22 protein-coding genes are annotated in these 18,963 nt (G+C 46.6%); 9 read left to right on the top strand and 13 right to left on the bottom strand.

Going from position 1 to position 18,963, the window contains the following annotated elements:
• On the top strand, positions 1-358 hold a 358-nt coding region (locus BOQ04_RS08140), incomplete at its 5' end, for a hypothetical protein (protein WP_233126734.1).
• A 7-nt stretch (positions 359-365) separates the two neighbouring features.
• Here BOQ04_RS08140 and BOQ04_RS08135 read toward each other — a convergent pair.
• Genes BOQ04_RS08135 through BOQ04_RS08125 form a run of 3 tightly spaced genes read right to left on the bottom strand, consistent with a single transcriptional unit; the run spans position 366 to position 1,245 of the window.
• Positions 366-716 carry a phage holin family protein gene (locus tag BOQ04_RS08135; protein ID WP_076024246.1) on the bottom strand — a complete coding sequence of 117 codons (351 nt, stop codon included), beginning with the start codon at positions 714-716 and terminating at the stop codon, positions 366-368.
• A 47-nt stretch (positions 717-763) separates the two neighbouring features.
• Positions 764-979, bottom strand: a complete 216-nt coding sequence (locus BOQ04_RS08130; protein ID WP_076024245.1) for a SlyX family protein — start codon at positions 977-979, stop codon at positions 764-766.
• 2 nt (positions 980-981) lie between these two features.
• Positions 982-1,245 (bottom strand): hypothetical protein, encoded by a 264-nt coding sequence (locus BOQ04_RS08125; protein ID WP_233126732.1) that lies wholly within the window; start codon positions 1,243-1,245, stop codon positions 982-984.
• Here BOQ04_RS08125 and BOQ04_RS08120 point away from each other — a divergent pair.
• On the top strand, positions 1,237-2,256 hold the full coding sequence (locus BOQ04_RS08120) for an LLM class flavin-dependent oxidoreductase (RefSeq protein WP_076024244.1): 1,020 nt from the start codon (positions 1,237-1,239) through the stop codon (positions 2,254-2,256). The two genes, BOQ04_RS08125 and BOQ04_RS08120, sit on opposite strands and share 9 nt — an antisense overlap.
• On the opposite strand, the gene BOQ04_RS08115 is transcribed toward BOQ04_RS08120, so the two are convergent.
• Positions 2,253-2,669 carry a putative toxin-antitoxin system toxin component, PIN family gene (locus BOQ04_RS08115; protein ID WP_076024243.1) on the bottom strand — a complete coding sequence of 139 codons (417 nt, stop codon included), beginning with the start codon at positions 2,667-2,669 and terminating at the stop codon, positions 2,253-2,255. The genes BOQ04_RS08120 and BOQ04_RS08115 overlap by 4 nt on opposite strands.
• Positions 2,670-2,689: 20 nt before the next feature.
• On the bottom strand, positions 2,690-3,235 hold the full coding sequence (locus BOQ04_RS08110; protein ID WP_076024242.1) for a YaeQ family protein: 546 nt from the start codon (positions 3,233-3,235) through the stop codon (positions 2,690-2,692).
• An 88-nt stretch (positions 3,236-3,323) separates the two neighbouring features.
• Between BOQ04_RS08110 and BOQ04_RS08105 the strand changes: the two genes are divergently transcribed.
• Complete coding sequence (locus tag BOQ04_RS08105; RefSeq protein WP_076024241.1) at positions 3,324-4,937, top strand: NAD(P)/FAD-dependent oxidoreductase; 1,614 nt, start codon at positions 3,324-3,326, stop codon at positions 4,935-4,937.
• 160 nt (positions 4,938-5,097) lie between these two features.
• On the top strand, positions 5,098-5,727 hold the full coding sequence (locus tag BOQ04_RS08100) for an OmpW/AlkL family protein (protein WP_083657560.1): 630 nt from the start codon (positions 5,098-5,100) through the stop codon (positions 5,725-5,727).
• Positions 5,728-5,773: 46 nt separating this feature from the next.
• On the opposite strand, the gene BOQ04_RS08095 is transcribed toward BOQ04_RS08100, so the two are convergent.
• On the bottom strand, positions 5,774-6,370 hold the full coding sequence (locus BOQ04_RS08095; RefSeq protein ID WP_076024240.1) for a P-loop nucleotide/nucleoside kinase family protein: 597 nt from the start codon (positions 6,368-6,370) through the stop codon (positions 5,774-5,776).
• Positions 6,371-6,469: 99 nt separating this feature from the next.
• Here BOQ04_RS08095 and BOQ04_RS08090 point away from each other — a divergent pair, with 99 nt between their 5' ends.
• Positions 6,470-8,389, top strand: a complete 1,920-nt coding sequence (locus BOQ04_RS08090) for an ATP-binding cassette domain-containing protein (protein WP_076024239.1) — start codon at positions 6,470-6,472, stop codon at positions 8,387-8,389.
• Here BOQ04_RS08090 and BOQ04_RS08085 read toward each other — a convergent pair.
• From BOQ04_RS08085 to BOQ04_RS08070, 4 genes are all read right to left on the bottom strand, one after another.
• The gene (locus BOQ04_RS08085) at positions 8,386-9,684 is read right to left on the bottom strand and encodes an APC family permease (protein WP_076024238.1); all 1,299 of its coding nucleotides are present in this window, start codon (positions 9,682-9,684) and stop codon (positions 8,386-8,388) included. The two genes, BOQ04_RS08090 and BOQ04_RS08085, sit on opposite strands and share 4 nt — an antisense overlap.
• 6 nt (positions 9,685-9,690) lie before the next feature.
• On the bottom strand, positions 9,691-10,008 hold the full coding sequence (locus BOQ04_RS08080) for a chaperone modulator CbpM (protein WP_076024237.1): 318 nt from the start codon (positions 10,006-10,008) through the stop codon (positions 9,691-9,693).
• 5 nt (positions 10,009-10,013) lie between these two features.
• Positions 10,014-10,994, bottom strand: a complete 981-nt coding sequence (locus tag BOQ04_RS08075) for a DnaJ C-terminal domain-containing protein (RefSeq protein WP_076024236.1) — start codon at positions 10,992-10,994, stop codon at positions 10,014-10,016.
• A gap of 71 nt (positions 10,995-11,065) precedes the next feature.
• Positions 11,066-11,767: a pirin family protein gene (locus BOQ04_RS08070; RefSeq protein WP_076024235.1), complete on the bottom strand. Its 702-nt coding sequence runs from the start codon at positions 11,765-11,767 to the stop codon at positions 11,066-11,068.
• Positions 11,768-11,846: 79 nt separating this feature from the next.
• Between BOQ04_RS08070 and BOQ04_RS08065 the strand changes: the two genes are divergently transcribed.
• On the top strand, positions 11,847-13,256 hold the full coding sequence (locus tag BOQ04_RS08065) for a TAXI family TRAP transporter solute-binding subunit (RefSeq protein WP_076024260.1): 1,410 nt from the start codon (positions 11,847-11,849) through the stop codon (positions 13,254-13,256).
• Here BOQ04_RS08065 and BOQ04_RS08060 read toward each other — a convergent pair.
• From BOQ04_RS08060 to BOQ04_RS08050, 3 genes are read right to left on the bottom strand one after another with little or no spacing between them, the layout of a single operon-like run.
• Positions 13,253-13,705 carry a phosphate-starvation-inducible protein PsiE gene (locus tag BOQ04_RS08060; RefSeq protein ID WP_076024234.1) on the bottom strand — a complete coding sequence of 151 codons (453 nt, stop codon included), beginning with the start codon at positions 13,703-13,705 and terminating at the stop codon, positions 13,253-13,255. The two genes, BOQ04_RS08065 and BOQ04_RS08060, sit on opposite strands and share 4 nt — an antisense overlap.
• A gap of 29 nt (positions 13,706-13,734) precedes the next feature.
• A complete protein-coding gene (locus tag BOQ04_RS08055) occupies positions 13,735-15,012 on the bottom strand; it encodes an NAD(P)/FAD-dependent oxidoreductase (protein ID WP_076024233.1) in 1,278 nt (425 codons plus the stop codon).
• Positions 15,005-15,388, bottom strand: coding sequence for a c-type cytochrome (locus BOQ04_RS08050; protein ID WP_233126730.1), 384 nt, complete (start codon positions 15,386-15,388; stop codon positions 15,005-15,007). The genes BOQ04_RS08055 and BOQ04_RS08050 overlap by 8 nt, the downstream gene beginning before the upstream one ends.
• Positions 15,389-15,411: 23 nt before the next feature.
• Here BOQ04_RS08050 and BOQ04_RS08045 point away from each other — a divergent pair, with 23 nt between their 5' ends.
• From BOQ04_RS08045 to BOQ04_RS08035, 3 genes are read left to right on the top strand one after another with little or no spacing between them, the layout of a single operon-like run.
• Positions 15,412-17,133: an ArnT family glycosyltransferase gene (locus tag BOQ04_RS08045; protein ID WP_076024232.1), complete on the top strand. Its 1,722-nt coding sequence runs from the start codon at positions 15,412-15,414 to the stop codon at positions 17,131-17,133.
• On the top strand, positions 17,130-18,347 hold the full coding sequence (locus BOQ04_RS08040) for a sialidase family protein (RefSeq protein WP_076024231.1): 1,218 nt from the start codon (positions 17,130-17,132) through the stop codon (positions 18,345-18,347). Before BOQ04_RS08045 ends, BOQ04_RS08040 begins: the two co-directional genes overlap by 4 nt.
• On the top strand, positions 18,344-18,961 hold the full coding sequence (locus BOQ04_RS08035; RefSeq protein ID WP_076024230.1) for a hypothetical protein: 618 nt from the start codon (positions 18,344-18,346) through the stop codon (positions 18,959-18,961). Before BOQ04_RS08040 ends, BOQ04_RS08035 begins: the two co-directional genes overlap by 4 nt.
• Positions 18,962-18,963: the final 2 nt, after the last annotated feature.

The following is an 18,963-nucleotide window of genomic DNA, read 5'->3' as shown; positions in this document are numbered from 1 at the left end:
TCGGATATCCATTGCCAAGAGTGTGGGGGTGCAAACAGATCGCCTCAATGTTGTTCTATCGGGGGGGCTCAATTTGAAAACAGAGCAAGTAGATCTTAGTATTGCTCCCCATGAAAAATCGGGACTGACAACGGGTTTTGATTTGGGTGGGCTGGTTAAAATTCAGGGTACCCTGATGCAGCCAAAGACAGCAATTAATAAAGAGAGTGTAGTCAATAGTGCGATTTCTATTGGCTTAGGCATTCTGACTAGCGGCGCTACGATTGTTGCTGAGAATGCAAAGTCTATGGCAACTAAGGTGCAGCCATGCGCAGATGCACTGCACCCCTGGTCCGATATCTATCCAGGAATGAATTAATCCTGCCTTAAAAGACTAAGCCACCCACAAAGAGGCTAAAAATCGAAATAAAGAGGCTGGCAAAGAATGCAGTCCAGAAGCTCGAGATGGTAAAGCCGCTTACAAGCGCAGCAACCAACATTAAAACCAGGGCGTTAATGACCAATAAAAAGATACCCATCGTCAACACGGTCAGGGGCAAGGTAAACAGAATCAGAAGGGGTTTGACAATTGCGTTGGCAAAGCCCAGCACTAGGGCGGCGATGATTAAAGAATTGCCGTCAGCAAAACGTAAGCCGCTAAAAATATAGCTAGCTACCCATAGTGAAAGAGATGTTAAGCCCCACTGAATTAAAAATGGCATTAAGTTAGTCATGATGCGATCCCCTTTGATTGAAGTAAATCTAGCTAAATAGTATCAGTAGATTAATAGTGCGGGGGGATTTCATCGTGGGGGTTAGTACTAGCAGCGCCACTACCGCTGCTGCCAGCCTGCTCTTTGAGGGCCTTTAATTCTCGATAGAGGAATTCAATTTGCTGCTGTTGCTTGTAAACCGTTTGGTTGAGTTTTTCGATGAGATCTTCTGAAAAACTAATCTTAATTTCTAGATTTGTAATTCGGTCTTGGTTTTCTTGTGTCATTTTTATTCCGATATGATTTCGAAGCGACCATCTTCCATCTCAAGCTGGGGTCTAATCCAAAAATCGTGAGATTGCATGGATTCATATACATAGGCTGGCTCTAAGCTTGCCTCGATATTAGCCAACAAAACGACTTTGTAGAAGCCGCCTGTTTTTACATGTCGCAGTGTGCTTCCAGGTTTAAAGAGTCCACCATCTGGGGTTGCCATCTTATGTGTGCCCATGTCAAAACGGTACTTTCTCAGTATGATCTTAGGATGGCTCATTCCACCCCATACTCCATTCTAGATATATCTCCCATTCCACAGGGATTTACTGCAGCTGACGCTTTACGCAACACACTCGATGTTGCGCAACACGCAGAGCGTTGGGGTTATACCCGTTATTGGTTGGCCGAGCATCATAATATGACCGGTAATGCTAGTTCAGCAACCGCAGTGGTGATTGGGCATGTTGCTGCCGGAACCAGTCACATTCGGGTGGGTTCAGGCGGCATTATGTTGCCTAACCATGCCCCTTTGGTGATTGCCGAGCAGTTCGGTACTTTGGCCTCTTTATTTCCAGGGCGGATTGATTTGGGCTTAGGTCGAGCGCCCGGTACTGACCAAATGACTGCTAGAGCTTTACGCCGTGATTTGATCGGAGGTGATGACCGCTTTCCGCAAGATGTACGGGAACTTCAACATTACTTTGGCCCCATACAAGAAGGGCAGGCGGTTAAAGCGATTCCTGGTGCTGATACGAATGTGCCAATTTGGATTTTGGGATCCAGCTTATATGGCGCTCAATTAGCCGCCCATTTTGGATTGCCATATGCTTTTGCTTCGCATTTCGCACCTAGCCAATTGCTGGAGGCAATGCATACATATCGAACTTTGTTTAAACCCTCAGCGCAATTGGCTAAACCATACGCGGCATTCTTAATGAATGTGGTGGCTGCCGATACAGATGACGAAGCTGGGCATCTCTTTACGAGCTTGCAACAGCATTTTGTGCGCATGCGTCGTAATACCCGTGGTCAGTTGCCACCCCCTATCGATGATATTGATGGCTTCTGTGAGCCACATGAAAAGGCGGGGATGATGCAGATGCTTGAATGCTCAACTGTAGGCAATATGAATACCGTGCAAAAAGGGATGCAACATTGGCTTGATCGAACTGGCGCAAATGAAATCATCATTACAGGCCAACTTTTTGATCATCGCGCACGCCTGCATTCTTTTGAGCTTGCTGCACAGGCTGCTCAGGGTCTGCAATCGCAGGTGCAATCAAATTAAACTGGAAGCTGACTACAGTCTTTTGTAATCAAAATATGCTCTTGTGAGGCTTTATTCGCAAGCTCTAAGAGAGCCAAGTCTTTACTGATCAAAATTGCTGGGCGGACTGTAAAGGCGGTATCTAGAAATACTTGATCATCGGGGTCTTTGCATTTCCAAGGAGCGGGGTGCAAATCGGCTCGATCAATTGTGTAGGTCAAAGCTTGCCACTGCTCTAAGATGTCTTTTTGCTTTGCAGCTTCCAGCGAAAAGAGGGGGCGTGAAATGACATCTGCAAGTTCAAGAAGGCTCTCTTGGCTTGCAAATGCCTTGAATCGACACGCTATTAAGGCCTCTTTCAGCTGAATGACTGCAGGATCATTAAATACAAAGAGATCAAGCAGGATATTGGTATCTAAAACCAGAGATTGCATTTGCCGAGCTTATGCTGCGCTTATTGCTTGTTACGCCACATTTCTGGAGTGATGGTGACTTGACCTTTATCAGATGATACATAGGCCTCGCCATCTTGCACGTTGACGTGAATCACCATGCTGCGCTCAACTAAGCTATTTAATGCATTGGCTTGTTCGGCTGGGATGGAAATGATCTGAAGATTGCGGGCACGATTCAATTTATTGGCGATCGCATCCCACCAAATCTTGCTAGTATGGCCGCCATAGCAATACACCACTACTTGATCGGCTCTACCGCATGCTTTTAGAATACGGCGTTCATCTGGCTGCCCAATCTCAATCCAGAGTGAGATGGCATCGGTTAAATCTTTTATCCATAGATCTGGCTCATCGGTATCGCTTAAGCCTTTGGTAAACACCAAATCTTCGTGGGCTTGCAGCGCAAAAGCGATGACTCGTACCATCATGCGCTCTTCTGTTTCAGAGGGATGTTTGGCAATGGTGAGAGAGTGACTGCCGTAATAGTGGCGATCAGAATCTGCGACATGAAGGTCGACTTTGTGGATGGTTGCGCGTAGAGCCATGAGGCATTATCGCCTTTAAAGCTAATAATCTCCCAAGAGGCAGTATTATTTTCTAAAATAGCCCCATTGCACCGTATTGTTGGAATTCATGATCCGTATTACTGAACTGCGTTTACCCATTAATCATCCCCCTGAGGCGCTAGAGGTGGCCATCCTTGAACGCCTAAAAATAGACCCCAAGGAGTTGGTTCGGTTCAATGTGTTCAAGCGCAGTTACGATGCCAGAAAAAATGTTGCATTGGCTTTCATCTACACAGTAGACGTTTCGGTAAAAGATCAGGCGAAAGTTCTAGAAAAATTTGATGGCGATATTCATGTTAGGCCATCACCTGATACTAGCTACCACTTTGTTGCTAAAGACCCAGCGCTAACAAATTTGTCAAACTTTCTGCGCCCCGTGGTAATCGGATTTGGACCTTGCGGAATCTTTGCAGCATTGTTATTGGCGCAAATGGGTTTCCGTCCTATCGTCCTGGAGCGCGGCAAGCCGGTGCGTGAGCGCACTCAGGATACCTGGGGTCTGTGGCGAAAAAATGTACTGAATCCAGAATCTAATGTGCAATTTGGTGAAGGTGGGGCGGGTACATTCTCGGATGGAAAGCTCTACAGTCAAATTAAAGACCCTAAGTTTTACGGTCGTAAAGTGCTTGATGAGTTTGTAAACGCAGGTGCACCCGAGGAAATTCTATATGTCGCCAAGCCTCATATTGGCACCTTCCGCCTAGTGGGTGTCGTCGAGAAGATGCGACAAGAAATTATTGCATTAGGTGGAGAGATTCGTTTTCTACACAAAGTGACTGGCTTTGATATCACCAATAATCAGATCGTAGGCGTCAAAATTGAAGGTCAAGCTGACTTACCCGCTAATCATGTGGTTCTAGCTTTGGGACACAGTGCGCGTGATACTTTTGAGGCGCTTCATCATGCTGGCGTATTTATGGAAGCCAAACCCTTTTCGGTAGGCTTTCGAATTGAGCATCCACAGTCACTGATTGATAGGGCGCGCCTAGGGCCGCATGCCGGCAACCCCTTAATCGGAGCGGCCGACTATAAGTTGGTGCATCACGCTAAAAACGGCCGATCAGTGTATAGCTTTTGCATGTGTCCCGGCGGTACTGTTGTGGCTGCAACCTCTGAGCCCAATCGTGTAGTTACGAACGGCATGAGTCAATATTCACGTAATGAACGCAATGCTAATGCGGGCATAGTAGTAGGCATCACTCCAGAAGATTACCCCGGCGGTCCTTTGGCTGGTATTGAATTTCAGCGCGCCATTGAATCCAAGGCGTACAAGCTTGGTGGCTCGAACTATGAAGCCCCCGGTCAACTGGTCGGCGACTTCTTGGCGGGTAAAGCCTCTACTCAATTTGGTGCGGTCGTACCTTCATATAAACCGGGCGTACATTTAACCGACTTAGCACCCAGCTTGCCCGATTATGCGATCGAGGCAATTCGTGAGGCTATTCCGGCATTTGAGAAGCAAATCAAGGGCTTTTCGCTCAAAGATGCTGTGCTTACAGGGGTGGAGACTAGAACTTCATCACCTTTACGCATTACGAGAGGTGTTGATTTCCAAAGTCTGAATATCAAAGGCTTATATCCAGCAGGTGAGGGGGCCGGCTATGCTGGCGGCATTTTGTCTGCAGGGGTCGATGGTATTAAAGTAGCCGAAGCGGTTGCGCTTGACTATTTATCGCATTAGTAACTTCAATTTGATCTGTATCAAGTAATAGACAAAATACCGTTGTTTTTCATCCAATAAAAAAATTGCAGGGTACTTGCATTTGATTTGAATCAAATTCTCTCTTAGTGATCAATTCGAAAATCATTCCATCGACATTGATCACAAAGGGGAAACCATCATGCGCATTAAAACTCTAGTAGCGGCAATGGCAGTTTTAGCCACATTAGCTCCAATTACTTCAAAGGCTCAGTCCACTGAAAATGATAATCCATGGATGGTGCGTCTACGCGCGGTAGATCTGCTTTGGAATAACGGTCAATCCGGTGTTGCACAGACACTAAACGTGAATGCAAGGAACCAAGTCATTCCCGAGTTTGATGTCACCTACTTCTTTACTAAAAATATTGCAACCGAATTGGTGTTGTCATATCCGCAGCAAGTCAATATCACTGCAGGCGGTGGTCAGGCTGGAAAAATTAGCGCACTACCACCGTCTTTATTGCTTCAATACCATTTCACTGAGATTGGATCATTTGTGCCATACGTTGGGGCCGGTATTAATTACACCATCTTCGGTAATCGTCAAAATTTCCCAGCTTTGGAAAATAGTGTCACGGTTGATCAATCCAGCTTTGGAGTGGTGGGTCAAATTGGCGCTGACTACTTCTTTGATAAAAATTGGGGCGTAAATCTTGATGTGAAATACGCTACGATGGCTACCAATATTGATAACTTGGGTGGTGGCAATCTCGGTAAGCTCACTTTGAATCCTTGGATGCCTGCTGTTGGTGTGACATACAAGTTCTAAGAAGGGTATTCCTATTTTGAAAAATAAGGCCCCTTGCGGGCCTTATTTATTTGATCAGGAAATCAATTAAATGATGAAATTTCATCTCATCAAATTCGAGATTATTGAAACGTTGTAAAGATGGATGTGAGGGTGGTTCAATTCTGCGCTGCACATACTGATCCCAATGATTTAGTTTCCAGTCATCACGTGGATCTGCGCGTAACTCCATCCGACGCTTGGCTTCGTCTTCATTCAGATCAATCCACGCCACCTGAATGGCGACGCCCTCTGGAATGCCAAGTTCTCCAGCCTCAAACATTTTTCTGCTTTGTATCTCTTTTGAAAATGGACCCACAAGAATGACATTGACGCCAAGGGCTAAATTTTCTCGTGCAATATCAAGCAAGCCGGAATACTCCCAATCGCGCATGTTCTCGAGGTAATAGGGGCTATCGCGGTCATTTGGGTTGCCTGTAGTCAGTTTCATCATTTGGGCTGTAAATGCACCATAGGCAGTATCTTTGTCCAGGAAGAAAAAGTCTTCGCCTGTTTTATTGATGATGATGGGAAGTGCCTTCTTGGCCAGGGTTGACTTACCCGTGCCCGCATGGCCACAGAACAAGATGAGGCGCGGCTTGGAGGGGTTTAATTTACAGGTCATGATTTATTGCTTTCTTAAATTCTACCGCTCAAAGAGCGCATCTTTCTTCAAATAATTAATAATTCTGACCTTAATACACGAAGTGACGATAATGTCGCCATGGCTTTAATCGTACTTACTGATGCAAAACTGGCTTTTGGCCACGTTGACCTCCTCGCAAACACCGCTTTCTCACTGGAATCAGGGGAGCGTGTTGGCTTAATTGGCCGCAATGGCACCGGCAAATCCTCTCTATTGAAGATTTTGGCTGGTATTGAAAAAATGGATGATGGGCTTTTGCAATACCAGCAGGGCCTACGTATTGCCTATGTCCCTCAGGAGCCTATTTTTGCAGCTGAGGAAACCGTTTTTGATGCTGTCTCCAAGGGCGTATCCCAGGTAAAAGCCTTGCGTGAGGAGTATGAGGCTTTGAGTGTGGGCGATTGGGATGATGTATCTCAGCACAGAATGGACGAGGTTCAGTCTCAGTTGGAGGCGCTCAGCGGTTGGAATTGGGAGCAACGTGTTTATGAAACCCTAGACCGTCTTCATCTGGATGGTGATGTCAAAATCAGCACGCTATCGGGCGGCACCAAAAAACGGGTTGCCTTGGCGCGGGCTTTAGTAGAGATGCCTGATGTCTTGCTCTTAGATGAGCCTACCAACCATTTAGATCTGGATTCTATTTCATGGTTAGAAGCGCTTTTGCGAGAGTACAAGGGCTCAGTCATACTCATTACCCATGATCGCGCATTCTTGGATAACATCTGCACACAGATTGTTGAATTAGATCGTGGCATTCTCCGTAGCTATCCCGGAAATTTTTCCCAATACGAAGTCTTAAAAGACCAGGAGCTGAATGCTGAGTCTTTGGCTAATGCCCGTGCCGATAAATTACTGGCACAAGAAGAGGTGTGGATTCGTAAGGGGGTAGAAGCACGCCGTACACGTAGTGTTGCGCGTATCGCCCGTTTAGAAAATTTGCGTGCCAGCCGTGCGCAGCGTCGTGATGCTGTTGGTCAAGTTAAGCTGGCTGTCTCGGCTGGTGACCGCAGTGGCAAGATCGTTGCTGACTTGCAAAATGTCAGCAAGGCTTATGACCGCCCAATCGTTACTGATTTTACGGCGACTATTTTGCGTGGTGATAAAGTCGGCCTACTTGGCCCTAATGGCGCCGGTAAAACTACTTTACTCAAGTTGATATTAGGCAGCATTACGCCAGACTCTGGTACTGCAACCATGGGTACCCGCATAGAGGTTGCCTATTTTGATCAAATGCGCGAGGGCTTGGATCTCAATGCCTCGCTTGAAGACTATATTAGTCCGGGTAGTGAATGGGTTGAAATTAATGGCAATCGTAAGCATGTCAAAAGCTATTTGAGCGATTTCTTATTTGCACCAGAGAGAACGAATTCACCGGTGAGTACATTGTCGGGCGGTGAGCGCAATCGTTTGTTGCTTGCCCGCTTATTTGCACGACCAGCCAATGTATTGGTATTGGATGAGCCAACAAATGACTTGGATATTGATACCTTGGACTTGTTGGAGCAACTGCTACAAGATTACAAGGGTACCGTCTTCTTGGTGAGTCATGATCGCTATTTCTTAGATAACGTAGTGACAAGTATCATTGCTAATGAGGGTGATGGATTCTGGCGCGAGTATGAGGGCGGGTATGAGGATTGGAAGATTCAGAAAGCCCGCTCAGACAAAATTCGCGCTAGTCATGCTGTAGCAAAGCCCCCTGAAAAGCTCGAGAAAAAGTCTGAGGCTAAAGTTTCTGAAAAGCCCTTGGCGGCTAAAGCGGCAGTGTCTAAATTGAAAGGCAAAGAGCGTCAAGAGTTAGAAGCGCTGCCTTTAGAAATTGAAGGTTTGGAAGCAGAGCAGGCAGAAATTGGGATTAGCATGAGCAGCCCCGATCTCTATAAGAATGAACCTGAATTAGCTGCTAGCATGCAAGCCCGCTTAACGGAAATCACAGCAGACTTAGACCAAAAGTTGCAACGCTGGGAATGGTTATTGGCGCGTTCAGAGGCTTAGTGCCTTTTGGGGCGTAGCCTAAAGAAGGTTTCTATTCCAAAAGAACTCACTAGGGCAATAATCAGAGCAATGGCGCTTGATGGTGAGGTTTTCAGAGTATTGATAAAGAGCGCGGTAAAGAGTGTTAAGTTAATTGCAATGGCGCACCATAAAATTAGAGGTTTAGCCCCAGTCTTGAGGTGAATGCGAATATGCCCATAAGTAATTGCGGCATAGACTAGCAAGAAAGCCAAACTTGCCATTTGTCCCACCTCTTCGAGTGGGAAAATTAAAGCCAAAATAATGACACCTACAGAAGAAACAGTCAGGGCGTGCACATTATTTTTGAGAATGCGATTTCCCAGTACCGCTGACGCCTCAGTTTTATTGGCTAGGTCAGCGGCGATATTGGATGCTGCAAAAATAGTGGCATTGACAGCAGCTGCACAAGCTAACAATGCAGAAATGCTAATGATGACCAAGCCAAGCTTGCCGGCGACTATTTGAGCGGCATCAGCCAATACGTGGCCATTGTGTGATTCGATCGAACCTAGAGGCATCAGCAGGACTACTGCGCCACTCACCAAGAGGTAGGCAATGGTTACCAAAATTAATGCAGAAAACATGGCAAGCGGCAGTTCTTTTTGAGGCTTCTTCATTGCTGAGGAGGAATTGGTTACCACTCCAAAGCCTTGAAAATTAATATATAAAATTCCCGCCGCTACTGCGATTCCTTCAGCCGAACCGCCAGACATTGAAAATGTTTTCAGATCGGCTTGATGAAAGCCCATAGCAGAAAAAACTAAAAGACTGATTACTACCAAAGCAATCGCTACCGTTTCTGCTCGACCCACCAGGCTGGGCCCCAATAAATTAATAAAGCTGCAAACCAAAATAATGGCAACAGTAATGAGATTCAATGTGACCGTGGATAAATCGCCACCAAAAAGGGTGTTGGTGTACTCCACAAAGCCTGCCGCATAGAGAGCGGCTGCGATTAAATAAGCGATGTACTGAAAGAGGTTGAGTCCACCTGAAATCACTCCAGGACCAAAACTCATGACCGTAAAAGTTGCAGCGCCCCCACTGCTAGGAAATGCAGCGCCTAGTTTTGCGTAAGAGTAAACCGAAAAGGAGGCAGCAATTGCGCCGATGAAAAAAGCGAGCGGAACATGGGTGCCAGCATGGACGCTTGCCAATCCCAAAAGAGAGTAGAGACCAGCGCCCATCATGCCGCCAATGCCTAATGCTGTGGCGGAAAATAAACTGATGTCCCCAGCATTTTGGGCTGGTTTTTTAAGAAGATTGGAATCCAAGTCCTTTTAACCTAGGTTCTCACGCTGCAAACGCTTGCGCAATTGAGAGATTTCTTCGAGGAGATCTAGGGCGAGGGCTACTCCGGGTGTATTTAAATCCAGATCATGAGTGAGGTGCGCCGCTATTCTTGCGCGCTTGAGTGAGTCTCCTCCAAAGCGCCACTCTTGAGGAGATGATCCTACTGGACTCAATACACCCTCAGAAACCCAAGCCATGATGAGATCTTCAGGGGTTCTTGAGGCGTGCGCGAGCTCAACAATAGTCATGTGAATCTCCGTTTCAACAACGGCGCCTTCAATCCATGTCATATTAGTTTGTGTCATTACAGTCATCCCTTTAAGTTTGCCCTGGGGTTGAAGTCGAAAGCCTGCTCAAAGGCCTTGTAAGCATTTTTTTGAGCATCGGTTTCTGCATTGGGTAAAGAAATTGTTGGCACAACATAAAAATCACCCGGCTCTTTGCTTGGAATACCTTTTTCCTTTAAGCGCATCTTCCGACCTGCCACAGTCCCGGCAGGAATTTTCAATTCCAAGGTTGAGCCAGATGGAATTGGCACATTGACGGTTGTACCCAGCGCTGCTTCCCAGGGAGCTAAAGGCAAATCAAGATAGACATCTTTACCATCGACGCGATAAAGACGATTGGGAAGAAAATCAATTTCTAAATAGAGATCGCCTGCGCCACCTTCGCCAAAACCCGGGCCTCCTTGACCGCTTAAGCGCAGGTTTTGGCCGGCCTTAATCCCTTTTGGAATGCTGACATCTAGTTTGCGCTCTTGGGTGCTGACATGTCCACTGGCATCTAGAGTAGGCATATACAAGGCAATCGTGCGCTTGGCGCCGTTATAGGCATCGGCTATATCAATTGAAATTTTGGCATGGTGATCTTGGCCTTTAAAGTGCATACCTTGACTGGCATTTCCCTGGCTTGCTCTCCCGCCAGCGCGATGCCTGCCTCTGCCAAATAGGGATTCAAAGAATTCGCTCTGATCGCCTTCGTGACCGCCGCCATAACCTGGGTTATAGCCACCACCTTCAGTGAATTCAAAACCATCATTCCAGTTTGGTGGCGCCTGAAAATCTTGACCGTTCTTCCAGTTGGCACCCATGCGATCGTAAGCAGCGCGCTTCTCTGTATCCTTCAAGACAGCGTAGGCCTCGCCCAGTTCTTTAAATTTCTCTTCTGCGTCTGCTGCTTTATTCACGTCCGGATGATATTTACGAGCAAGTTTGCGGTAAGCCGTTTTGATTTCTGCTTCGGTGGCGCCACGTGCAACGCCAAGCGTTTCGTAATAGTCCTTGAATTTCATAATTCTGACGAAGTTCCAAATGAGCCAATGATCTTAATTCTAACTCCCATTAGCCTTAGTTCGGTCGTGCTTTAATTGCTTAAGTCAAACACCAGGACTTCGGCATCTTGACCATGACTCAAGCTGATATGGCTCTCATTTTCAATGAGGAGAGCATCACCTGCTGACAACTGCCGGCCATTGATATCTAAAGTGCCTCGAATGAGGTGGGCGTAAGCCTTGTTTGTGGGATTGAGCTTCAGTTCTGCAGTTTGCGTACCGTTAAATAGACCCGCATACATTTTGGCATCTGCATGTATTTTTACTGAGCCATCCGCACCATCTGGAGAGGCAACTAAACGCAGTTTGCCTTGCTTATCCTCAACGGGAACGGTTTTTTGCTCATAGCTCGGCGGAATTTCAAGGGCGTTGGGTTCAATCCAGATTTGTAGAAAGTGGGTTGTTTGGTCTTTCGCATAGTTGAATTCACTATGTGTGACACCAGTACCGGCACTCATGCGCTGTACATCACCGGGAGGTATACCTTTGACATTGCCCATGCTGTCTTCGTGAGCCAACTCGCCAGAAAGAACGTAGCTAATGATTTCCATATTGCGGTGGCCGTGCTTACCAAAGCCCATGCCTGGCGCTACACGATCTTCATTAATCACCCTCAAATTACCCCAGCCCATGAATCGGGGGTCATGGTATCCGGCAAACGAGAAGGAATGGAGGCTTTTGAGCCAGCCGTGGTCTGCATAGCCGCGCTCTTGAGATTTACGGATTTGGATCATCATTTCTCCTGATCGATTAGTTCATAAGTTTATAAGCACATTATCATTGGCTTTTGACATATTTGCTGGGTGCAAAGCCATGGGAAGTTTTAAGAAAAACACCAAAGAAACCTTTTTAGGTTTACATGAGATGGTTCAGGAATATTGGTCCGATTTTCTCGTTTTTTTAAAAGAGACCTGGCCAATCCTTTTATTTATTTTGCTCGCACTGATGTTTGCCTGGTGGTACGCTGACCCTCCACCTCCTAGGCATGTTGTCATGGCAACCGGAGCACCTGGAGGCTCTTATGAAATCCTTGGAAAAAAGTATGCAGAATTTTTTGCTCAGCAGGGTGTTAAGTTAGAGCTCAAAGCAACTAAAGGTGCCCAAGAAAATATTGCGCTCTTAGTTGATCGGAAGGATCCCGTGCAGGCAGCTTTTGTCCAAGCTGGCGTCTATAACCCCAGCGGAGTAGAGGGCATCGAATCTTTGGGATCCATTACTTATGACCCGATTTGGTTTTTCTATCGCGGCCCCGAAGTAAAAGATATTCATTCTCAGGCAATGAAAGCCCTAGGCGAACTTAAAAAAAATGTGGTGATTTCTGTTGGCGTTGAGGGTGGCAGTTCCCATGCGCAAGCTATGCAGGTGCTGAAGGCATCGGGTTTGGACCGGGTACCTCATTTTGTATATTTGCCTGAAGAGCAAGGGGTACAAGCAATCAAAAAAGGGGAGATAGATGCCATCTTTATTGCAGATACATTTGAGGCGCCCAATGTGCAAGCCTTGATTAATGACCCAGAACTGCACTTGGCTAATTTTTCCCGGGCAGAGGCTTATGCACGCGCATTGCCTTACTTGACCATTTTGAATGTTCCAGAAGGCGCCTTTAGTCTAAGCCGTAATTTTCCAAATAAAGATATTAAGCTGTTATCTACGACTACCAATCTATTGATTGACGATCGGATGCATCCAGCGATTCAATTCTTATTTATTGAGGCTGCAAAAAGCATCAATGGCAAAGCCACATTCTTTTCTAAGCGAGGTGAGTTTCCAGCATTTAAAAACTCCACGCTCCCCGAGAGTCCGGTAGCGGTTCACTTTGAGAAAAATGGCTCACCTTGGCTCATGAACTATCTCCCATTTTGGTTGGCAGAAATGATTAACCGCTTGCTATTTATCATGCTGCCTTTATTCGTATTTGCCTATCCAGCCCTGATGGCATTACCCAGTTTTCGCAAGAAGCGTATGCAAAATAAGCTGATTCGGATGTACGGCACCCTCAAGCAGTACGAGCAAGAGTTAACTATGGACGAGGGGCCGATTGATCGAGATGCTTATCTTAAAAAGCTCGATCTACTGGAATACCAAGTCTTGAATATAGAGTTATCCAAGAGTATGTCGAGTGATTACTACGCTTTGCGTACAAGTATTGATTACGTCCGCAGTTGCCTGAATCGAGGTGTTCACCCCTATCTGACTAAGGCATTTAATAACCCATCAGTCTAATCGCTATCCCCAGACTTACTTGGGTATTTGAATGAGGCATAGCGAACTATCGCATTTGCGAGAGCCAAAATCAGAATGGTGAGACCCATAAAAAGGATGGCCATATCCGCCTCATGCCTGGTGTTTACTAGATCGATAATTAAGCGCGTTACTGCAGTAATGGCAACGTAAATCAAAAAACGCACTGGCATGTGATTGGTCTTGAAGTAAATCCCAACCATGGCGCCGATCTCAAGATAGATAAATAAGAGCAGTAAATCTTCAATGGAGGCTGAGCCTTTATTGGCCATGCCGATAAAGGCCACTGCTGCTGACCAAACAGTTGCAGCGCCAATTCCAAACAAAGCAATGCGATGAAATAACGATACAAATAAATTACCGATGGGAACAGTCAGGCGCTCAAGCGCGTCTTCAAGTTTTGAGGCATCTTTTGGTAAGCGGGGTGTCATTTGCGCTCCTTTATATTTATATTGCTAATTTAAGCAAGGGTGTCTGCCCAGATATTATGAGCCCAACCCCAACCATACTCTCCCTCAAGAAGAGAGGGTTCCGAAGAGAGTCCCCCAGCGCCTGGAACGGGCTTAAAGGTTTGCTCTGCAGCGTTATATTGGTGCACGCTAGCCACGTGAACTGCTTGGGTTGGGCTGACAAAGCTATAACACGCATTAGTGAGAACGGGTGCGGGATTCACTTCCCAGTTATTGAGCTCGGCAACAATGGCAGCGGCGGCTACCTTAGCATGCTGGTTCGCCATATGGCCAGATTTTGGCATGGCATAGGCAACTTGGATTGCATCGCCTAATACATGGATGTCTTTTTGCGCAGTGGATTCGAAGTTCAGGAAATTGACATTGACCCAGCGTCCATTGGAATTTGCTAAACCAGTTTTAACCGCAATATCGCCAGCACTCATGGCAGGTAACAGATTAAGCACATCTGCTTTGACATCTTCATCGATTTCAAGTTTGATCGTTTTTGTTTTTGCGTCTACCGCAATGACATTTTGATTGGGTCGGTATTCAATTAAACCGGGGTAATCCTGTGCCCATACTTTTCTAAAGAGGGCGCCTTTGGAGGTGATATCTTGATTAGCGTCCAAGATGAGTACTTTGGATTTGGGTTTATGTTGCTTAAGGTAGCTTGCTACTTGGCAGGCACGCTCGTATGGTGCTGGTGGGCAGCGATAGGGTGCCTCAGGAACACTGATAGCAAAGATGCCGCCATCACGCATTGCACTCAGTTGTTTGTGCAATGCGATAGTTTCGGGACCCGCCTTCCAGGCTTGCAATGTCACTCCAGCTCGATTGGCGTTGCTTAAACCCTCTATTGAATCCATTAACAGACTGACGCCTGGGGAAATTACCAACTTGTCATAGGGTACGATTTGACCCGAGAAGAGTTTGATCCGTTTTGTTTCTGGATCAATCTGCAGCGCGCTATCTTGAATCATCTTGATGCCATGGCGTTTGCTTAAATTAGCATAAGAGATGGTGAGTTCAGCCAAGTTTTTACTGCCACCTACTACCAGGTTCGAGAGGGGGCATGAGATAAAAGATGCATTGGGTTCTATCAAAGTGACCCGTGCCGTGTTGTTTGAGAAAAGTCGTAAATATTTGGCCGCAGTAGCCCCACCATATCCTCCGCCAATGACGACAATCTCTGCGCTCTGCAAGTTGGCATGTGCCGACCCAGAAGCACCAGCCAAGAGGCCAAGCATTCCCATGCCATGACCTAGAAATTCTCGGCGCTTATTCATGACTGCCTAACTCCTGTGCAATGGCAGCAAGTTGCTCATCGGTATAACCCTTGCAAAGCTGAGGCATGATGGTGCCCGCTTTCGTTCCTGCTTTATAGGCTAATAATTGCTCGAGCATTTGCTTTTTACTGAGATGGTTAATTAAAGGCATTCCACCATTTGGCACTCCCTTGCCATCAGTGCCATGGCAATTGGCGCAGGTAGCAGCTAGACTGCGTTGGTACAGCGCTGTTGGAGAGCTTGATTGACCGTGGGCGCAGGTACTTAAAGTACCAAAAATCCAAAGGATTAGCGCAAAAGGCTTGATATGTTTGTAGGGTTGATGTGTTCTCATCGCTCTAGAGTATCTCAAAATACCCATTTTTAAGCTATTCATTGCAAGCCCTATAAACTAGTGGGATGACACGTTCATTCACTTGCCGTAGCGCAATTCTCATTTTATTGCTCAGCATCTTTACCTATATATATGGTTTGGATAGCCGCTTTGCGCCAAAGAATGGGGATGAGTATCCCTATATGCATATTGTGCGGATGACGGCGCAAACGGGGCAATGGTTGCCATTGCAATCGGAGATGGAGGGGCTGAAAAATACCAAGCCACCTTTGCTTTTCTGGGAGGGGATTGCCAGTACCCATTGGGGTGAGAGCTGGAGCCTCTTTAACTTACGTTGGCCAAGTGTGCTTTATACCGCGCTCACCGCTTTTTTCTTGTTCTTGGCAGTACGGCGTTTTAGTACTCATTCTCGAACTGGGGTTTTGGCAGCCTTAGTGTGGCTCTCCTTTTTTTCAAGCTATCGCTATGGCCGACCTTTTCTCACCGATCCTGGTGAAGTTTTTTGGTTGAGTCTGCCGTTTATGGCGCTGCTCTATTGGGGTAGGGCTGCATTCAATTCAAAAATGTATTTCCCCTTGTTTGCTGCCCTCTGTTTTGGCCTGGCACTGTTATCCAAATCTTTTGCATATATCGTCCCAGCATCTTTTGCCCTGGGTTTGTATTACTGGCGCTGGCGTGAATGGTCAATAGGTGATTTAGTAAAGCGCGATTTATACAAGCTGATTCTGATTGCAGTATTGGCTCTTGTGGTGTTTTCACTGTGGTTTGCGCTCGACCCTCATCCCGAGGCAATTTGGAGAGAGTTTGTGCTGGGTGAAAACGCTGGCAAGTTCGAGGCCCGTAGCTCCAATTACATACTCGATTTGTTACGTGGTGGAGATAGTATTTGGATGTTGGCGCTTACCACTCTGGCAAATGCTGGTCTGTTTATATTTGTGCTGCTTTCAACCTTAGGGCAGATGTGGCGTGAACGCCGCTTCATGCCACTGGAAGCTAGTCTATTGCTCTTGTTGATCATTGCTTTCTTCTTGGTATTTAGTTTTCCAAGCCAGCGATCAGGACGTTACCTCTTACCAGTGATGCCAGCATTTGCCGCTTTAATTGCCTTGTATTGGGAGCGACTGCCCTTATGGGGCTTCAGGTTGGCGCTCTTATTGCAGTTGCTTGTTTTAGTTGCCCTATGCTGGATCGGTGACAATCTGCAGCTGTCTCATTTTTTGGGCGATGCTGGAGCTTGGGTTTATCCGCTTGACCATTGGGCTTTGATGGCCATCAGTCTTGTACTTGCCTTGCTCGGTCTATTGAGTCAGAAGAGATGTAAGGCGCTTGCTTTGGCGAGCTGCTTTTTGGTGTACTGTGCACTCACCAGCAGTCTTGCACCGTTAGAGGCTGCACTCGGACGTTATAAGGCTGAGACGATTGAGGCGGTTGCTGGAAAAGATGTATGGATTCCATGTGATTACCGGGCAAAAGATGAGGAGTACCGCTTATTGTTGCCAGGCGCACAACTGCATGGCTACCCCTCTAAAGATGCTAGCAATGTGTCTGAACTTCTAGCTACTTATCCTTTGGTAGCCGTCCAAGTTCCATTGGGCTCAGAGCCAGTCATTTGCGAGACTTGTGCTCTAGTAGGTAAGCGAATGGAAATGCGGGCGCGTCATTCTGATTCCGAGATCAGGGCAATGATCATGGGGCAGGTTGGCGAACATCTATTTGTGGATGAGTATTTAGTTTCTTCGCCAGTCAGGGTGGGCGATCTCAGTGCTGACAAGGATGCCTGTCGATGAATCGTATTCTCGCCTTGTGCTTTTTATTGATCGCAGGGGTACTGGCTTATCTGCGTATTGATAGTCAACCCGCTTGGTCCTCATTTAAACCACCCTTCGAAGTCGCAAGGCAACCTGCAAATGAAGAGCAGACCAAAACCAAGTTACCTATTTCTGCCCCTGAAGCTGACTGGTTGCCTGATACTGGCGCTCCATCGGTGCATGCAGCCTCATTAATTGCATTAAATGATGGAACCATACGTGCATTTTGGTTTGCAGGCAGTCGAGAGGGGGCTCCCGATGTAGTGATTGCCAGCTCGGTCTTTGACTCAAAAGAGAGTGCATGGAGTGCACCTACTGTAGTGATGGATCGAGTGCGCGCTGAACGTGGGCTATCTCGTTATATTGCTAAATTGGGCAATCCTGTACCTGCTCGTATGGCTGATGGGCGATTGCAGTTATTTTTCGTCACCGTCTCTATTGGAGGCTGGGCAGGTAGCTCTATTTCTAGTGTGATATCCAATGATGAGGGCATCACTTGGAGCAAGCCTGAGCGATTAATCACCTCGCCTTTGGTGAACTTAAGCACCTTAGTGAAGTCGCCAGCTATTGCATTTGAGGATGGCCGCATTGGATTGCCGGCTTACCATGAATGGATTGGGCGATTTGGTGAATTACTGCGCATTGAAGATAACAGGGTGATTGATCTAAGACGAATGAGCTCAGGTAGGGGCGCTATTCAACCAGCTATTTTGATTGATGGTCAAGAGCAGGCAAGTGCTTATTTCCGTCAAACGCGCAGCAGTGACCAAGCAAAGGAGGTTCCGGTTAGCGTGACTAAAGACGCTGGGCGTCATTGGCAGATCGGCTCTGATCTTCCAATCGCAAATCCCAATTCAGCATTGGCTGTCATCAGCTTAGCCAATGGAACTCGCCTGATGGCCTTGAATAATTTAGAAACAGGACGCTACCGCTTAGTGTTGCTGATGAATAATGGCAGAGATAGTGATTGGTCAATCATTCAAACTGTTGAGGATGATGAAGCCTTGCCTGATTTGCAGCGTCGCGAATTTTCATATCCTTATTTGCTGACGGCAAATGGTCGAGATGCGCATTTGGTCTATACCTGGGATCGAAAAAGAATCCGACATATTTATTTTAGTGGCGCTTGGCTTGAGCATGCGCAGCATCAAACGGCTCTGCTTGAGGACAAAACCGAAGGGCTGAAGCAATGACAAATCATCTACAAACGATTGCGCTTCTAGAGATGTCCCTTACATGTGGAATCCTCATCTTGCTGCTTGCTCAAAAGGTTTTTCAAACTGAATTTCCTGTCTTTGTGCGCATCCTCCTGACTTTCTTGATTGGAAATGTATTTTTCTGGCCCTTAGGTTTATCGATGGAGTTGCCCTTAGCTGGATATGTGCGTGGTATGACGGGAGATCTGAGTGTTGTGACGATGTTGTTGCTATGGTCTAGCGTTCTACCATCCAAGCCAATTCCGCTCGGATTTAAAATCACTGCTCTCATCGCAGCATGCGCTTTCTATCCATTTGCCTTGGGGTTTGGTATGACTGACCCCTATGTATGGGGTTATAGCTCAATCGCCTTATTGGCAGGAGTACTCATTTTTGCTATTTTTTGTGGCCTTGCTGGCTGGGTAAAGGGCACATGGATCTTCGCACTAGCGCTCCTTGCTTGGTCAGTGCATTGGCATGAGTCAATGAATCTATGGGACTACGTGCTTGATCCATTTTTAGCGCTTTGGTCGATGATTTCTATATTGCTTGCCTGGAATCAGAGGCGTCGCGAAAAAGCCAGATCAGGTTTTCTGTTTAGGGCGGGGTAGAG

It is taken from the genome of Polynucleobacter sphagniphilus (genome assembly GCF_001953355.1).
Taxonomy (GTDB): Bacteria; Pseudomonadota; Gammaproteobacteria; order Burkholderiales; family Burkholderiaceae; genus Polynucleobacter; species Polynucleobacter sphagniphilus.
The sequence above is the reverse complement of the archived record's forward strand: the minus strand, read 5'-3'. Positions and strand labels throughout refer to the sequence as shown.

Coding starts and splice junctions, on each gene's coding strand:
- BOQ04_RS08040 (WP_076024231.1), top strand. CDS start 17,130: ATGAATCGTATTCTCGCCTTGTGCTTTTTATTGATCGCAGGGGTACTG.
- BOQ04_RS08060 (WP_076024234.1), bottom strand. CDS start 13,705: ATGACACCCCGCTTACCAAAAGATGCCTCAAAACTTGAAGACGCGCTT.
- BOQ04_RS08100 (WP_083657560.1), top strand. CDS start 5,098: ATGCGCATTAAAACTCTAGTAGCGGCAATGGCAGTTTTAGCCACATTA.
- BOQ04_RS08105 (WP_076024241.1), top strand. CDS start 3,324: ATGATCCGTATTACTGAACTGCGTTTACCCATTAATCATCCCCCTGAG.
- BOQ04_RS08045 (WP_076024232.1), top strand. CDS start 15,412: ATGACACGTTCATTCACTTGCCGTAGCGCAATTCTCATTTTATTGCTC.
- BOQ04_RS08110 (WP_076024242.1), bottom strand. CDS start 3,235: ATGGCTCTACGCGCAACCATCCACAAAGTCGACCTTCATGTCGCAGAT.
- BOQ04_RS08090 (WP_076024239.1), top strand. CDS start 6,470: ATGGCTTTAATCGTACTTACTGATGCAAAACTGGCTTTTGGCCACGTT.
- BOQ04_RS08070 (WP_076024235.1), bottom strand. CDS start 11,767: ATGATCCAAATCCGTAAATCTCAAGAGCGCGGCTATGCAGACCACGGC.
- BOQ04_RS08115 (WP_076024243.1), bottom strand. CDS start 2,669: ATGCAATCTCTGGTTTTAGATACCAATATCCTGCTTGATCTCTTTGTA.
- BOQ04_RS08075 (WP_076024236.1), bottom strand. CDS start 10,994: ATGAAATTCAAGGACTATTACGAAACGCTTGGCGTTGCACGTGGCGCC.
- BOQ04_RS08095 (WP_076024240.1), bottom strand. CDS start 6,370: ATGACCTGTAAATTAAACCCCTCCAAGCCGCGCCTCATCTTGTTCTGT.
- BOQ04_RS08130 (WP_076024245.1), bottom strand. CDS start 979: ATGACACAAGAAAACCAAGACCGAATTACAAATCTAGAAATTAAGATT.
- BOQ04_RS08080 (WP_076024237.1), bottom strand. CDS start 10,008: ATGACACAAACTAATATGACATGGATTGAAGGCGCCGTTGTTGAAACG.
- BOQ04_RS08065 (WP_076024260.1), top strand. CDS start 11,847: ATGGGAAGTTTTAAGAAAAACACCAAAGAAACCTTTTTAGGTTTACAT.
- BOQ04_RS08120 (WP_076024244.1), top strand. CDS start 1,237: ATGGCTCATTCCACCCCATACTCCATTCTAGATATATCTCCCATTCCA.
- BOQ04_RS08125 (WP_233126732.1), bottom strand. CDS start 1,245: ATGAGCCATCCTAAGATCATACTGAGAAAGTACCGTTTTGACATGGGC.
- BOQ04_RS08050 (WP_233126730.1), bottom strand. CDS start 15,388: ATGAATAGCTTAAAAATGGGTATTTTGAGATACTCTAGAGCGATGAGA.
- BOQ04_RS08035 (WP_076024230.1), top strand. CDS start 18,344: ATGACAAATCATCTACAAACGATTGCGCTTCTAGAGATGTCCCTTACA.
- BOQ04_RS08055 (WP_076024233.1), bottom strand. CDS start 15,012: ATGAATAAGCGCCGAGAATTTCTAGGTCATGGCATGGGAATGCTTGGC.